11 protein-coding genes are annotated in these 14,070 nt (G+C 64.4%); 3 read left to right on the top strand and 8 right to left on the bottom strand.

Translation table 11 applies throughout. The annotated features are described in order from the left end of the window. Positions 1 to 7: 7 nt before the first annotated feature. The 4 genes from KA184_04885 to KA184_04870 all read right to left on the bottom strand — a co-directional run bounded on the left by KA184_04885 (position 8) and on the right by KA184_04870 (position 5,372). A complete protein-coding gene (locus tag KA184_04885; GenBank protein ID MBP8128896.1) occupies positions 8 to 1,954 on the bottom strand; it encodes a hypothetical protein in 1,947 nt (648 codons plus the stop codon). Between the two features lie 217 nt (positions 1,955 to 2,171). Continuing rightward, positions 2,172 to 3,287, bottom strand: coding sequence for an ABC transporter permease (locus KA184_04880; GenBank protein ID MBP8128895.1), 1,116 nt, complete (start codon positions 3,285 to 3,287; stop codon positions 2,172 to 2,174). Then, positions 3,280 to 4,248 (bottom strand): ABC transporter ATP-binding protein, encoded by a 969-nt coding sequence (locus KA184_04875; protein ID MBP8128894.1) that lies wholly within the window; start codon positions 4,246 to 4,248, stop codon positions 3,280 to 3,282. The genes KA184_04880 and KA184_04875 overlap by 8 nt, the downstream gene beginning before the upstream one ends. 2 nt (positions 4,249 to 4,250) lie before the next feature. Further along, complete coding sequence (locus KA184_04870) at positions 4,251 to 5,372, bottom strand: HlyD family efflux transporter periplasmic adaptor subunit (protein MBP8128893.1); 1,122 nt, start codon at positions 5,370 to 5,372, stop codon at positions 4,251 to 4,253. A gap of 332 nt (positions 5,373 to 5,704) precedes the next feature. Here KA184_04870 and KA184_04865 point away from each other — a divergent pair, with 332 nt between their 5' ends. Beyond that, positions 5,705 to 6,403, top strand: coding sequence for a hypothetical protein (locus tag KA184_04865; protein ID MBP8128892.1), 699 nt, complete (start codon positions 5,705 to 5,707; stop codon positions 6,401 to 6,403). Positions 6,404 to 6,478: 75 nt separating this feature from the next. Further along, positions 6,479 to 7,627 (top strand): DNA/RNA nuclease SfsA, encoded by a 1,149-nt coding sequence (gene sfsA, locus KA184_04860; GenBank protein MBP8128891.1) that lies wholly within the window; start codon positions 6,479 to 6,481, stop codon positions 7,625 to 7,627. A 79-nt stretch (positions 7,628 to 7,706) separates the two neighbouring features. Here the strand turns inward: sfsA and KA184_04855 are convergent, their stop codons facing one another. The 4 genes from KA184_04855 to KA184_04840 all read right to left on the bottom strand — a co-directional run bounded on the left by KA184_04855 (position 7,707) and on the right by KA184_04840 (position 13,383). Beyond that, positions 7,707 to 9,362: a hypothetical protein gene (locus KA184_04855; protein ID MBP8128890.1), complete on the bottom strand. Its 1,656-nt coding sequence runs from the start codon at positions 9,360 to 9,362 to the stop codon at positions 7,707 to 7,709. A gap of 297 nt (positions 9,363 to 9,659) precedes the next feature. Then, entirely contained in the window at positions 9,660 to 10,424 is a 765-nt protein-coding gene (locus KA184_04850) for a four helix bundle suffix domain-containing protein (protein MBP8128889.1), read from the bottom strand. Positions 10,425 to 10,498: 74 nt separating this feature from the next. Continuing rightward, positions 10,499 to 12,487, bottom strand: coding sequence for a hypothetical protein (locus tag KA184_04845; GenBank protein MBP8128888.1), 1,989 nt, complete (start codon positions 12,485 to 12,487; stop codon positions 10,499 to 10,501). Positions 12,488 to 12,930: 443 nt separating this feature from the next. Further along, positions 12,931 to 13,383 carry a transposase gene (locus KA184_04840; protein MBP8128887.1) on the bottom strand — a complete coding sequence of 151 codons (453 nt, stop codon included), beginning with the start codon at positions 13,381 to 13,383 and terminating at the stop codon, positions 12,931 to 12,933. Between the two features lie 192 nt (positions 13,384 to 13,575). Here KA184_04840 and KA184_04835 point away from each other — a divergent pair, with 192 nt between their 5' ends. Continuing rightward, positions 13,576 to 13,770 (top strand): hypothetical protein, encoded by a 195-nt coding sequence (locus KA184_04835; GenBank protein ID MBP8128886.1) that lies wholly within the window; start codon positions 13,576 to 13,578, stop codon positions 13,768 to 13,770. Positions 13,771 to 14,070: the final 300 nt, after the last annotated feature.

Here is a 14,070-nt window from a genome sequence, read left to right as displayed (position 1 = left end):
CCGTTTCCTACCGCCGCAGAAAGACCTGCTGCAGCGCGAAATATGCCGGCTTGGGCCGGCGCTCGAAATCGATAACGGAGTTGTTGGCGGGGCAGGGGAAGCAGTCGTGACCCATCCAGATGAGGAACCCGCCGCACTTCGGGAAGCGCTGTTTGCAGCAAGCCGCCGCAACCGCGTAAGCCGCCGCCTGATACGCCTGTGTCTGTTGCACGTATGCGCGCAGCCCCGCCTCCGGACCCATGTGTTCAAACTGCGCCTGCAGCCGGTCCCACTGCGTCCACCACGCAGCTGTATGCCCCCAGTATTCGCCCTCCGGCGGCCAGCAGGCCATGCCGTCCGCGTATTTCAGGATCAGGTCCGCGTCCATTGCGCCGGGCATGCCGACTTCGGAACGGAACAGCGCGTCGTCGCCCTCCCAGTACGCGCGCCACGCTTCCAGGCCGGCGAACCCGGCCATGCCCCACGGCCCGTGGATGTCGTGGTGCCGTCCCTTGCCGTACGCGGCTGCGTGCGCGTAAAACTCGGGTCCGCTCGGCGACGTGGGGAGAAACCGGCGCCCGGGGTCTTCCTCCTCGACTACACGCCGCAGCGCCGCAATGCACGGATGCGACGCGTCCACGGGCGAGGCGTCCGCAAGCGTGAGTTCGTTGCCGCCGCACCACAGCAGCAGCGACGCGTGATGGGCGCGCCTCGCGATGTACGAACGCGCGATGCCGGCGAGCGTTGCTATCGCCTCCGGGCAGTCCGGGGGCAGGTTCTCCACGCCGGACGAAGACAGCGGGAATTCCTGCCATACGAAGATGCCTGCCTGGTCGCACAGGTCGTAGAAGGTCTCCTTTTCGAGAATGCCGCCGCCCCAAACGCGCAGCGCATTGCAGCCCATTTCCCGGTACAGGCCGATGAGCGCACGGTAGTCTTCCTCTGTAACGTCATGGTAGGCGATGCGCGGCGGCACCCAGTTCGCGCCCTGCAGGAAGACCGGCGTTCCGTTCACCTCGCAAATCCAGGGCAGCGCCCCTTCGGGGGCGGCCTCGCACGCGCGCCACGCGATATGCCGGAACCCGGCCTGACGCTCCGCGCGCCAGACAGGCGCTCCGTGCGCATCCACGACGCGGACTTCGAGGGTGTACAGTTTCTGCTCTCCCGCGCCGTTTGGCCACCACGGTTGCACGGCGAGGCCGTCCAGCGCCACCGTCGCGCCAGCTTGTTCGAGCGGGGCCCGCGCGCGCCCGCATTCCCGCTCGCCATCCAGGAGAATTGCATGGACCGTCATGCCTTCCGCCGCGGGACTTTCGGTGCCGACCGCGGCCTCGATACGGCCCGTGGCGTAGTCCCCGGCGAGCGTGGCGCGAACGCGGTCAAGGCGGAATGCCGCGCTTGACCCCGTTTCCAGGCAAAGCGCGTCCCAGACGCCAACGGGCACGAGCCGCGGGCACCAGTCCCAACTGTAGGGATAGCGCGGCTTGAAGTAGCGCGAACGCGAGGAATATCCGATCTGCCCCTGCTCGGGCGGGGCCTCATCGAAACAGATGCTGAGCCGGTGCGGCCGGCCGTCGCTGATCTGGGCTGTCAGGTCGAACCGGTGCGGCGCCAGCGCGCCCGCGAACCGCGCAACCTCCACGTTGTCCACGAGGACCCAGCCCGCGTAATCCAGGCCTTCCGCAACGAGCACGGCCTGTTCGCCCGGCGGCGTCCACGCCGCCGGTATCGTGGTTTCAAAAAGCCAGTGCCGGTGCTCGACCCATTCACAGTCCCGCGAATGCACGCCCAGATGCCAGTCCGGCAGCAGCCCCGCCGCCAGCAGCGCGGCCTGCACCGACCCCGGCACGCGCGCCGAAACCGGCGCGATATCCGCCTGGATGTGACTTGCGCCGGGCTTGCGGCCGAGCATCCAGGCATAGGGTCGCCAGCCCTCGAGGGTCCAGGACAATCGCGACAGTGCATGTTGCGGCATGAGTGGAACTCCCAGGGTGACGCGATAGTAGCACGGGCCGCTTCCGCGCCGGCAATCTTCCCGGAAAACCGTGGGAAGCAGGGACGCCACAGGCAGGTGCTGGCAGAGGGCCTTGAATGCGGATTCCCGGACGTTCGTCCCTGGTTCCTATTGAGACAGCGGCAAAGACCCGAACAACGGCCGCATTCCGCCCGCGCGTACCCGCGCGGGTGAACGCTTACGCCAGCGTCTTGTGGAACCGCAGCGTTGCCAGCCAGATCACGCAGAAGCCCATGCAGGCCAGGATCGCGGCATTCGGCCACAGGTCGTAGAACCCGGCGTCGCGCAGAATGATCCCGCGGAGGATTCGCAGGAAGTAGGTCGCGGGGACAACCTGGCCAATCGCGTAGATGACCGGCGGCATGGTCTCCTGGGGGAACATGAACCCCGACAGCAGGAATGTGGGCAGCAGGATGAGAAAGGAAATCTGCAAGGCCTGAATCTGATTGCTGGCGAAGGTCGATACGAGCAGGCCAAGCCCCAGCGTCGTGAACAGAAAGATCGCCGTGAATCCCCCCAGCAACAGCAGGCTCCCCGCTATCGGAACCTGAAACAGGACGCGCATCAGCGTCAGCACGGATACGACTTCCGCCACGCCGATGACACCGAAGGGAACAAGCTTGCCCAGCATGAGGCCCAGGCGCGAGACGGGCGTGACGATAAGCTGTTCGAGCGTGCCCTGCTCCTTTTCCCGCACGATCGCAAACGAAGTGAGCAGCATGATAACCACCTGGAGAATCACGCCCACGAGGCCGGGCACCATGAAATTCGCGGTCTTCATGTCCGGGTTGAAGAGGACGCGCTGGCGCATGTCCACGGGAAGCTCCCACCGGCTCGGCGACGTCCTGCCAAGAATCTGGACCGAGCTGCGCAAGCCGATCGCGCTGCTGACGTTCAACGCCTGCATCGCCACGGTCGAATCGCTGCCATCCAGCAACACCTGCACCTCCGTCTTTTCGCCGGTGAGAACGCGCTCGCTGTAATCCGGGGGAATCTTGATGCCCACCCGGGCGTCGCCGCGCACAATCGCGTGGACCATCTCCTGGCCGGAGTTCGCGTAACCGACAATATCGAAATAGCCCGTGTTGACGAAGCTGTCGAGCAGCGCTTTGCTTTCCTGGCGGGCATCGAGATTGCAGACGACCGTCGGGATGTGCCGCACGTCGAGGTCCACGGCGTAGCCGAAGATGATCAACTCCAGGCTCGGGATCACCAGCATCAGAAAGAGCGTCTTCGGATCGCGCAGGATGTGCCGCGTCTCCTTGTAGATAATGGCGCCGATGCCGTTAATCATGATTGTCCCCCGTCCGGCTTCGCGTCAGCGTGACGAACACGTCCTCGAGCGTTGCCGGGATGGGCTGGACCGCCGCGTCCGGAAATCCGCTCCGGCGCAGGTCGTCTACGATGCGTCCTTCCGTGCCTTTCGCCGTGAGCACATGCACCACGTCGGCGAAGATGGTCGCGTCGCGCACATAGGGAAACGTGTTGAGCGACCGCATCGCGGCCGCCACGCGCGGCACGCGCAACTCGAGGCGCGCGCAGCCCTCGGGCGTCACGTCATCGAGTTTCTTCAGGTCGCCCGGCGTCCCGTAGGCAATGAGCCGGGAGAAATAGATGTAGCCGAGGTGGCTGCACCGCTCCGCCTCGTCCATGTAATGCGTGGTAACGAAGAAAGTGACATTCTGTCCCGCCAGGTCGAACAGGAGATTCCACAAGTCGCGCCGCGCGACCGGGTCGATGCCCGCCGTCGGCTCGTCGAGGAACATGAGGCGCGGCCGGTGCACCAGCGCGCACGCCAGGGCCAGCCGCTGCTTCCAGCCGCCCGACAGCCGGCCCGCAAGCTGTTTGCGGTAGCGGTCTATGCCTACGATGCCGATGACGTCGTCTATGCGTTGCGCGCGCTGCTTGCGCGGAATGCCATAGACGCCCGAGTAGAAGCGGAGATTCTCCATTACGGACAGGTCGTTGTACAGGCTGAACTGCTGCGACATATAGCCGATGCTGCGCTTGACCCCCTCGCTGTCGTTGCGCACGTCGTGGCCGAGCACGGTTGCCTGGCCCGAACTGGGCCGAAGCAGCCCGCACAACATGCGGATCAGCGTGGTCTTGCCCGAACCGTTCGGGCCCAGAAAGCCGAAGATATCCCCCTCTTCAATGGCGATGTTGACCCGGTCCACCGCCACGAGGGGGCCAAACCGGCGGGACAGCTCCCGCGTCTCGATCACGACCGGCTTGGACGCCGCGCCCCCGGCCATGCTCAGGGTACCTTCCGCGGGTCCGGGATGCGCGCGGCGACCGTCATGCCGGGGCGCAGCTTGCCGCCCGCGGAATCGAGCTTCAGCTTGACGCCGAACACCTGCTGCACGCGCTCTTCCTGCGTTTGCAGGTTGCGCGGCGTATATTCTCCCTGCGTCGAGATATGGACGATCGTGCCTTCAAAGACTTCGTTTCCGTGGGCATCGGTGGTGAACGGCAGCGTCTGCCCGACTTGGAGATGGCCGAGCAAGGCGGCGCTGACATAAATCATCACTTCGAGGTCGCCGGGATCTATCAGACGCACTACGGGTCCTGGCGCGACCAGGTCGCCCACGTGCACGGCAATCGACTCGACCACACTGTCCCTAGGGGCGGTGACGACCATTTCTGACGCAATCGTCTCGGCCCGCCGCAGGTCGGCAGCGGCGGCGTCCAGCGCCGCCCGGGCGGCCGCCTTGTCCTCCTCGCGCGGCCCGCGCACGAGTTCATCGCGCCCCGCCTGTGCCCGCTCCAGCGCGGCCTTGGCCATGGCGATTTCCTCGTTCCGCGCGCCTTCCTCCAGCATGGCATGCCGTTCGGCCGCGGCCCTGTATTGCGCCTCCGCCGCGTCGAACGCCGCCTTTGCCTGGTCATATTGACGCCGCGCCGCCACACGCTCCTCGTAGAGCCGCGCAATGCGCTCGAAATCCGAGCGCGCCGTGTCGCGCGCCGCGCGCGCGCCCTCCAGCACCGCCGCGGCCGCGCGGATTTCCTCGTCGCGTGCGCCGTTCTCCGCCATGCGGTACTGCTCCTCCGCCACACGCACCGCCGCCTCCGCCTGGCGCAGTTGCTCTTCCGTCGCGCCCGCTTCGAGCTTGGTCAGGGTCGCCCGCGCGGAGTCCACCCGAGCCCGCGCTGCCGCCACCGCGGCTTGCGCCTCCGTATCGTCCAGCCGCACCAGCACGTCGCCCGCCGAAACGGGCGCGCCTTCGTCCACGAGGATTTCGACGACCCGGCCCCCGATCCGGCTCCCCGCGTTCACCCCCACCCCTTCGATTTCGCCGGATACCGACAGCATGCCGCCGCCGTTCCCGGTGCAGCCAAGCGTGACGAGGGCAAGCAGGAATAACGCGGGTCTCTTCATGGATATGATGGAATCACCCTGGCGCAAGGCGTTAACGATCTTGACACGCTCTTCTACGAATTATGTCAGCCACTTCCACTGATATTAGGACGACTTGAAATGCACGGCCGGCGCAGTTGCGGCCGCGGGACCGCAAGACACACGACGGCCTCGGATCATAGCGAAACATACTCCTGGAGATCGAATCCGTTACGCGCCGGGCAGCACCCCGGCCGCGACTGCGGTTTCAACTGTCGCCGGGCCCGAAACCGCGGGTATTCCGGCCGGGTCTATCCATCAAATGATTGATGAAACCCCGGGGGAGACCTCCGGTACCGAGGAATCGCAGGTCCATGGCCTACCAGCACGACGCCCAGCTCGCGAATATTGTCACGTCCTATTGCACCTGCTTCGGAGGCATATTGCCGTTGCTCTTTACGGCGTTCACGCGCCGGCAGCCCGGGCGCTGGATGTTCGTGTATGCGTGCGTCCTGATCACCGGCATCCCCACGGTCTGGCTCCACTCCGTGGAAGGGTACCGCGTGGCGTCCTTCTTTGACGTAGGCACCAACATTCTGCTCGCATTCGCCCTGCAGATTGCGTTCAGCCGGGACTTCCTGCATCCGCGGGCGAGCCGTGCATTGATTGCGGCGTCCACGACGGTCAACCTGTGCGTATGGGCCTATCTCGCCTTGGAAATCTGGGCCATCGAGAAGAAACCCGTCGTGAACTTCGGGGATTTCGGCCAGTTCTACTTTGGGGAACTGGCGCTGATCTTGAACGCCTGGGTGTGCGTCGGCGTGATTGCCGTGTCGTTCCGGAAGATCCCCCGCCATGCGCGGCCCCTGTTCTGGATGTTCTTCCTGTTCTTCTTGGCCGGGATGTTCGTCGCGGCAGCAGGCAATGACGAAATCAGCCTCTATGTCTTTCCTTGGCATGCGTTCTGGCATATCCTCGGCTGCATGGGGTTCATCACCTTGTGGGTCTTCAACTACCAGCGTTTCTTTGGCCGGCCGGAAGTTGATTCCCGGCCCGCGATGCTCCACTCTTGACCCTCGCATCCGGCGCGGCCCGCGATTCCCGCGTTTCCGCGCCGCGTTGTATCCACCGGAGGGAAACACGCACGCATGCGCGCGTCCAATCGTTTCTTCACGACACCGGTTTTCCAGGCGCGTTTCATCGCGCGGCCCAACCGGTTCCTGGTGAGCTGCGCGCCGCCGGGGCGCCCGCCCGTCGAGGCGTTCCTGCCAAATCCGGGCCGATTGCGCGAGCTGCTGCTCCCCGGCGCGACACTGTACGTCACGGAGAACGCGGATCCCGGCGCGGCGCGCAGGACCCGCTTTACCGCCGTGGCCGTGGAGCGCGACGGCGCGCCCGTGCTGCTGCACACCCACGCGACGAACGCGGTGGCGCGGCGCCTGCTCGAACGCCGGCGCATCCCGGGACTGGAACACGCCGCCATCGTGCGCGCGGAAGCGCCCGTGGGGCGCAGCCGCTTCGATTTCCTGCTGCGCGACGCGGCCGGCGAGCTCTACGTCGAGGTGAAGTCCTGCACGCTGTTCGGGAACGGCGTGGCCATGTTCCCCGACGCCGTGACGGAGCGCGGGCGCAGGCACCTGCTCGAACTTGCGGAAATGGCGCGCAGCGGCACGCGCACGGCCGTGGTGTTTGTCGTGCACACGCCGAACGTGCGCTGGTTCATGCCCGATTTCCACACGGACCTCGCGTTCAGCCGGACCCTGCTCGACGTGCGCGATTATGTGCGCATCCTGCCCGTCTCGGTGACGTGGCGCGAGGACCTCACGCTCGGACGCGGCGTGCGGCTGCTCGATATTCCCTGGGAGCACATCGACCGCGAGGCGCAGGACCGGGGCGCGTATCTCTTGCTCCTGGAACTCAAGGAAACCACGCGGGTCGAAGTCGGCTCGCTGGGAGCCGTCCCGTTCCGCAAGGGTCATTACATCTACGTAGGCTCCGCGATGGCCAACCTTGCCGCGCGCATGGCCCGGCACCTGCGCCCGCACAAGACGCGCCACTGGCACATCGACTACCTGCGCCCGCGCGCCGCGCCGGTCGAGGCCTTGGCCGTCCGCGCATCCGTCCGTCTCGAATGCGACCTGGCTCACGCCCTCGCGCGCGTGCTCGCACCCGGCTCGCGCGGGTTCGGCTGCACGGATTGCGCCTGCGCGACCCATCTTTTCTACAGCAGCGCCCCGCCGCTCGACCGGCGCGACGTGCATGACGTCCTCGAACGCTTCCGCATGCGCCGGCCCTGATTCCAATGCGATGGAGTGCGACAGCGTACCGTCGCTTTCACAAGCACAACCGCCGCCTCCCGCCATGTCCCGCGTTCCCTTAGTAGACCAGCATGTCGAGACTATACGTAAATTCCTTTTCTTCGCCGGGCGCCAGATCCGCCTGCCACTCCATCTCGCCGGCCGGATTGTAACTGCGGATATTCTCGGCGCTTTTCGAGACCTTGGCTTCGGGCGCGGTCTCGAGCAAAGTGCCGACAAAACGCTTCTTGATTACGACCCGCACGGTGTCGTTCTCGTTGTTCCGAATGCGCATGACACCGCGCACCGTGACGATTTCGTCCGGCCCGCCGCGGAGGTAGCGGCGAATCACGTTGTTTCTGCGGTTGGTCTCCTGGTCTTGGCTCGAAGCGGTCACGCCCAGCGCCTTGGTAAGCCGGAAATCCGCCACCGCGCCCGGCGGCGTGTACTGAAGGACATCCTGGCTGATGGGGTTTCCGCCACGCGTCACGAGTACGGACCCCGTGGTCCAGGGCGCGCCCGACGCGTTCGTAAGACGTAGCGAGTGCCACACGGTTTGTGCGTCCGCGGCAGGATTGGCCAACCCTTCGCCGCTCCCGCCCCAATCCCGGGGCGCCATGTCCGAGACCTCCCAGAGATAAACGTGCTCACACGGGACATCGTGTTTGCCAATAAGAAACGCGCCGCGTTCGCCCCGTTCGAGCGTCGCATGCACCGGCGCATAGAAGAACATGTCCTCCTCGAACGATCCGTCCAATTCGACCTGTTGCGGCTGCACGCGGACTTGCTCGACGGGACCCGGTGAATTGCTCACGAACCACGGCACACCGGGGCTCTGCGTCGTCATCCCGCCGTCGTAACGGCCGGCGGGCTCAAATGCCCGCTGCAGCGCACTGTAGAATTCCGCGATTGGAAGCGGTGAAAGGAGTGCGTCCTGAACGGTGCGCAACCGGAAATTCGGATGCCCCGCGACGAACGACACCGCGCAACCATCGAGCGAGACGGCGTCGTTGAGAATTGTGCCCCGGAACACGACACGGGCCGTATCGTCGTCGCGCAGGCCGATTTCGTATGCCGGAATCCAGCTCAATCCGTAGACCAGGTAGTGCATGCGCAGTTCGCCGCCGCCGCACGGCCCGGAAAGCGTGCAGGCGAGGCGCCACGTGTCGCGCTCGACCGGTTCCGTGAACACGCCGTCCTCCAGGAGCACCAGCCGCCGGATTTCCGGCGTGCGCAACGCGACGGTGCCGCCGTCGTCCGTCCGCAGCAGGCACAACGAATCCGCGGCGAGCGGCTTCACCGGGATGCCGGCGGGCGTCTCCTCCGTGTCTCTGTCAGGTGCCGGAGCCACAGACCCTAGCAACACCCCCGACAATTCGTCCTGGTCCGTTAGCAGTCGCACGCGGCGGTTCGCATTCAGGCGTATCAGGTCCGCGATCGTGGCGGCAGGCGTTTCCATGGTCTCCTTGCGCGATTCCCGGCGCACGGCCGAGACATGCGTCCCGTCCGGCAGCGGCTCGAACCAGAACGTGCCCAGCGCCGCTTCCGGCAGTTCCCCGACAGCAATGTCCCCCGCGCCTGCGGGCAGCGTCACCGACGCCGTGACATACCCGTAGCCGTGCTTGTACAGGGCCGCGTCCGTGACCCGCGGCGTAAGCGCCACCGGCTCCGCCATCACGGCGGACACGCATGCCCACGCGCCCAGCAACCCCGCCAATACCCATGTCTTTTTCATCGTGCATTCTCCTGTCTTCGGCTCGGTCCCAGACCGAGTTCCCGAATGCACGATAGCTTCCCGACCGGCAAAGGGTGTCAGCGCCTTGTGTCGGGGTTGTAAGGAATTCGCAAGCTTCGGACGGTGACGGCTCTTGCCGCGCCGGAACGTTTCGCAAAGGCGGGTGCTATCACTTTCCTATGGGCGGGATGCGACATCAATCCCGACAAGGCGGGCCATGGCGGCGCCGACTGCCGCGATTCGTCCTTGTTCCTCAGAGCCGCACGCGCGTGATGCCGAGAATTTTGGCGGCTTGGGTCAGTTCTCCACCAGGCCCGTGCAATCCGGGTATGCTGAGCAGCCCCAAAACTGTTTTCCGGCGCTTTTGCCCTTCTGCGCGGTACGCAGGACCATGGCCTTGCCGCAGTTCGGGCATTCGGGAATGCGCTTTGACGGACCAGGCGGGTCAGACCGATCATGCGGATCGTGTTTGCGCCGCTCGCGCTCCGCGAGCCGCGCAGCGGCGAGTTGTTCGCTGTAACCGCCGCCCTCGACAAATGCCTTTTCCAGCGCGGCGATTTGCTGGTCAAGCAGGAAATTGGCCTGGTGGTTCAGGCAGATGATCGCGTTGGCGCGCACGGCGGGGTCGGCGTGATCGAGCCACGGCGCGTACAGCGTCCAGCGCTCTTGATCCGACAGACCGGTCAGATCCGTCCGATCTGGCCGCTCCCGCTTGAACCGCTGCGGCACTTGCCGGACAGCCAAGGCCTCCGGCGCGTCGGGGCCCGATTTCGGGAGGCGCCGGTGCCGCAGAAAGTCCTCGAAGTCGAGCAGCAGTTCTTCCAGGCTCGAACGCGCCACGTTCAGCAGACGCAACTCAGTTTGCGAAGAGGTCGCCGCGGCACGACTGCCCTCGGCGATGTTCTGACGGCCGGAGCGCGCGGCCTGGACCATCTGGTCCACCGTGCGCGAACGGGAATCGAGAAATGTCTCGCAAAACCAGTAGGTGGCGTCGTAGATGATCGTCGCCGCCTGAAAACTGGCCGTGTCGCGATAGCCGCCGCTGGGTCTGAGTTTCCCCATGCCGTCTCCCTTCACGCCGCAGATTGGCTCAGCGAAACATCATCCTGTTCAACTCTTCACAGGACCACTTCCTCTCACTGCTTCCAGATGCAGCGGTAATTGAAGCGGCGGTTCGGGGCGGTGTCGCCGTTGAGACACAGGGATATCGGGTCGTTCAGGTCGGCGGGGTTATCGGTCCACTTGAAGTCGAATGTCATTTCGCCGCCGGACAGCCCGATCCATTCGCGCGGCACGGCCAGTTCGAGCGCATTAGCCGCGTAGCGATAGGCGAGTTGCGCCTGCTCGACCCAAGTGCCCGACGCCGCGTCCCAGCGCATCAGTGTCGTAGTGTCTTCGTCGATTACGCGGTAGTTGACGAGATAGTCGTAACCGTGCCAACCGGTGTCGTGGTTCCGGTCGGCGTCCAGCAACAGCATCATCCAATGCCGGTCCGTGTGCGGCGTGACCGGCTCCCGCGTGGCCGCATGGAAGCACACGGATTCCGCGCCGACGGCGACCTTGCACGTTAGCAGGTCATTGCGGCCGGAGTCGTTCGTGTAATGCGCGCCGCCGTAGCCCGGATAGTCGCGGTGGAATGTGTCGCCCGCGGTGTCGCGGTACTCCACGCTGACCGCCTCCCAGTCTTCGAATGCGCCGTCAATCTGGACCGGCGTCAGCCCGCGCAGTTCCGGAATGGGCCGCGCGCCCTTGTAGCGGCGGATGTTCTGCGCCATCTGCATGTAGTAATTGTCGGTATACCCGCCGCGCATGGGGTGAATGCAGCGGTTGAACTCCGCGTTGTACTGATCGACGAAGAAGAACGGGTTGTCGCGCCGCATGAACTTGAAGGTCTGCCCCGCCGGCGGCTGGTACTTTCCCGCGGTCCATTCGTTCCAGTCGTTGATATAGAGGAACTGCGGGCCCGCCTCGATCGCCTCGTCCCACCGCTGTTGGAAATAGATGCCGTAGCCTTCCGGATGCTCGACCGTCTTGCCCAGCCACGGCACATGCGTGGGCACGGGCAGGTCATATTCGTTCAATTCCGGTTCGCCGTGTTCGCGGGTCCAGCATTTGCCGGTGAGGCTTGACGGATGCTGCGCGGGCGTGACCGCCGCCTGCTCCTTCACGCCGTTGTGGCGCGAGACCAGTTCCTCGGGTGTCATTGCCTTGACACGCTCGTCGGCCAGGTCATATCCGAAACTCCAATAGTCTTCCGAGCCGATGGCGCGCTTGCCCGCCCATTCGTAATAACCCCACCACATCGTGCGCAGCGTGAAGAAATCCTTTACCTCCTGCGAGTAGTCCGTGAAGAATTCCACCGTGTGTTTCGGGTCGCCATAGTGCGGATGGCTCGGGTCTGTCTTGGCCGCCGGGTCATAGTTGGGGTTCGGGTGTTTGATGTCGTGTCCCGTCGAGTCGATGGACGGCGTGCCGTTGTACAGCAGCAGCGGCTTGCCGTCCCAGTAGAACCAGAGGTCCTTGTATTTCCCCGCCGCGTAGATGCGGTCGTACAAATCCTGCACGACGACGATCGACGGGCCGTTATACGCCCAGAAACAGAACTGCGGCACGCGGTTGCCCTCCGCCTTCATCCGCTGCATGACCGGGAAGAGCACGTCCCACTCGTCCCAGTAGCGCACCGCGTTGGTCACGTCCATGACAAGCAAGTCGACGCCCGCATCGGCGAGCATTGACATGTCCTTGCGAATGACGTATTCGTCCCTGCTCAGGAAATAGCCCATTTCCGGCTCGCCCCAGTGATACATGCCCTCCGTCCACAGCGGGTGCGCCGCGTCCAGGCGCGCGCCCGGGTCCTGAGCGAGAATCCTCGACACGTCGCCGGTCCAGGGACTCTTCGCCTTCGCCATGCCGTCGCTGTGCCACGTGATATAGAAAATGCCCACGACCCGCCGCTGGTCCGTCTTCGGCGGGCCCACGACCAGCGCGTCCGGCATCGTACGCCCGAGCGCGTCCGTCGCTACCCAGGTATCGGGATACAGGTCGCGGTAGTAGGGCTCTTCCGAATGCGCCGTCATCGAAACGCACAGCACAAGCAGGGAAAGCATGAGGATGTGGATTTTCATGGCGGGCTCCCACGCATGGACATGGCGCGGCGGCTGCCGCGCCTTGCCCCGATTATTCCGAAAACGGCCCGCCCGGCACAACCCCGTGGCATGGGCATCTTGCCCATGTCTCCCATGCGCGGATTGAATCACGGGCGGTACGTTCGTGCCACTCCCTCTCCCCGAGGGAGAGGAGCGGGGTGAGGGCTTCCGGAGACCGGCGATAGCGGAAACGGAAGCGGCGCGCGGCATCTTGTCCGAAGGACAAGGATATGATAGCCCAGGGCAACGCCCTGGGACATGATAGCCCAGGGCAACGCCCTCGGACATGATAGCCCAGGGCAACGCCCTCGGACATGATAGCGCCCAGGGCAACGCCCTCGGACATGATAGCGCCCAGGGCAACGCCCTGGGAAAATAGGGGCGCCCGGAAAAATGAAGCCCTGAAGGGGCGAAACAACAGGTCAATCCCAAACATACCGTTCATCATATTCGACCTTGTATCGCCTCAGGAACGACCGGAATTCGTCCTGAAACGACATTGCGCGGTGATGTTCTTCTTGGCCCTCGATATAGCGACGCACGTGTGCCACATGGGACTGGCTGACGGAGAAGGCCCCGTATCCATTTTGCCAATGAAATCCCGCAAATGATCGACCCTGTGTCTTCAGCCATTTTGAGGAACTCCTCTTGACCTCTTCCACAACCTTACATAGGGCGTGGTTCTTTGATAACACAAGCAATGTGTGTAGGTGGTCTGAGACACCGCCAATCACGATCGCGCGACTATCCCATTCCCGCAAGATAGCGGCCTGATATGCGAATAAATTCGGTCGAATCGCGGGTGTGAGGCAGGCATCCCGGTTTTTCGTGCTGTAAATGAGATGGATCAGATTCATCGATAGCGATTGTGGCATGGGAGGAATCCTTCTATTGCCCTTTCAGGGCGGGCGTTTCCCTGTCTTTGTCCCCAGGGCGTTGCCCTGGGCCATCATATTCTTGTCCTTCGGACAGGCAACGGTTCAAAATAGAGCACGCAAGAGCTGGATAACAGGCGCAATCCGCGCGGTGCGCGTCGGCCACGAGAAGGAAAAACGGAGGGGAAAGTCATGAAACGCGGCGAGTTCCGTGTTTCAATTCTGTTGCTGGTTTTGGCCCTGGCGGCCTGCGGCGGCGGGAAACAGTCAGCGGTCGAGGGCAAACTGATCGACTGGAACGGCAAGCCCGTGGCAGGGGTGAAGATCACGGCGGCGCAGGTCCAGCCCATCAAGGGCTATGAGCAATTCGAGGCAACGACGAAGTGATACAAAGCGGAAGACCGGACGGTCTGATGAAGGAACGTGTTGGCGTATCTCTCCAATCTCCGGGCGAGTAAGCAGTTCAGGCCGTCTTCGAGGCAAAACGCGGCTACGCGCTGTTTGAGTTTCGACTTCGTGCATGCCGTCATTCAGCACTTCTCCGGAGACTGATCCTGCCACGGCAAGCGGCGGGGACGCCGCTCCTGCGTTAGTGGCTGCGGTCTACCAGTCCCAGCGCGGGGTGACCGCGTCGATGAAGCCAACCGGCTTCGCGGCATCCGGCGGCTCGAAAACGACGCCCAGATT

Source organism: Candidatus Hydrogenedentota bacterium (assembly GCA_018005585.1).
GTDB lineage: Bacteria > Hydrogenedentota > Hydrogenedentia > Hydrogenedentales > JAGMZX01 > JAGMZX01.
Note: the sequence above shows the minus strand (reverse complement) of the source record. Positions and strands in the feature narration are given on the sequence as shown.

What these genes read in the sequence shown, in the direction of transcription:
- KA184_04885 (MBP8128896.1), bottom strand. Translation starts at nt 1,954, where the DNA reads ATGCCGCAACATGCACTGTCGCGATTGTCCTGGACCCTCGAGGGCTGG.
- KA184_04880 (MBP8128895.1), bottom strand. Translation starts at nt 3,287, where the DNA reads ATGATTAACGGCATCGGCGCCATTATCTACAAGGAGACGCGGCACATC.
- KA184_04875 (MBP8128894.1), bottom strand. Translation starts at nt 4,248, where the DNA reads ATGGCCGGGGGCGCGGCGTCCAAGCCGGTCGTGATCGAGACGCGGGAG.
- KA184_04870 (MBP8128893.1), bottom strand. Translation starts at nt 5,372, where the DNA reads ATGAAGAGACCCGCGTTATTCCTGCTTGCCCTCGTCACGCTTGGCTGC.
- KA184_04865 (MBP8128892.1), top strand. Translation starts at nt 5,705, where the DNA reads ATGGCCTACCAGCACGACGCCCAGCTCGCGAATATTGTCACGTCCTAT.
- sfsA (MBP8128891.1), top strand. Translation starts at nt 6,479, where the DNA reads ATGCGCGCGTCCAATCGTTTCTTCACGACACCGGTTTTCCAGGCGCGT.
- KA184_04855 (MBP8128890.1), bottom strand. Translation starts at nt 9,362, where the DNA reads ATGAAAAAGACATGGGTATTGGCGGGGTTGCTGGGCGCGTGGGCATGC.
- KA184_04850 (MBP8128889.1), bottom strand. Translation starts at nt 10,424, where the DNA reads ATGGGGAAACTCAGACCCAGCGGCGGCTATCGCGACACGGCCAGTTTT.
- KA184_04845 (MBP8128888.1), bottom strand. Translation starts at nt 12,487, where the DNA reads ATGAAAATCCACATCCTCATGCTTTCCCTGCTTGTGCTGTGCGTTTCG.
- KA184_04840 (MBP8128887.1), bottom strand. Translation starts at nt 13,383, where the DNA reads ATGCCACAATCGCTATCGATGAATCTGATCCATCTCATTTACAGCACG.
- KA184_04835 (MBP8128886.1), top strand. Translation starts at nt 13,576, where the DNA reads ATGAAACGCGGCGAGTTCCGTGTTTCAATTCTGTTGCTGGTTTTGGCC.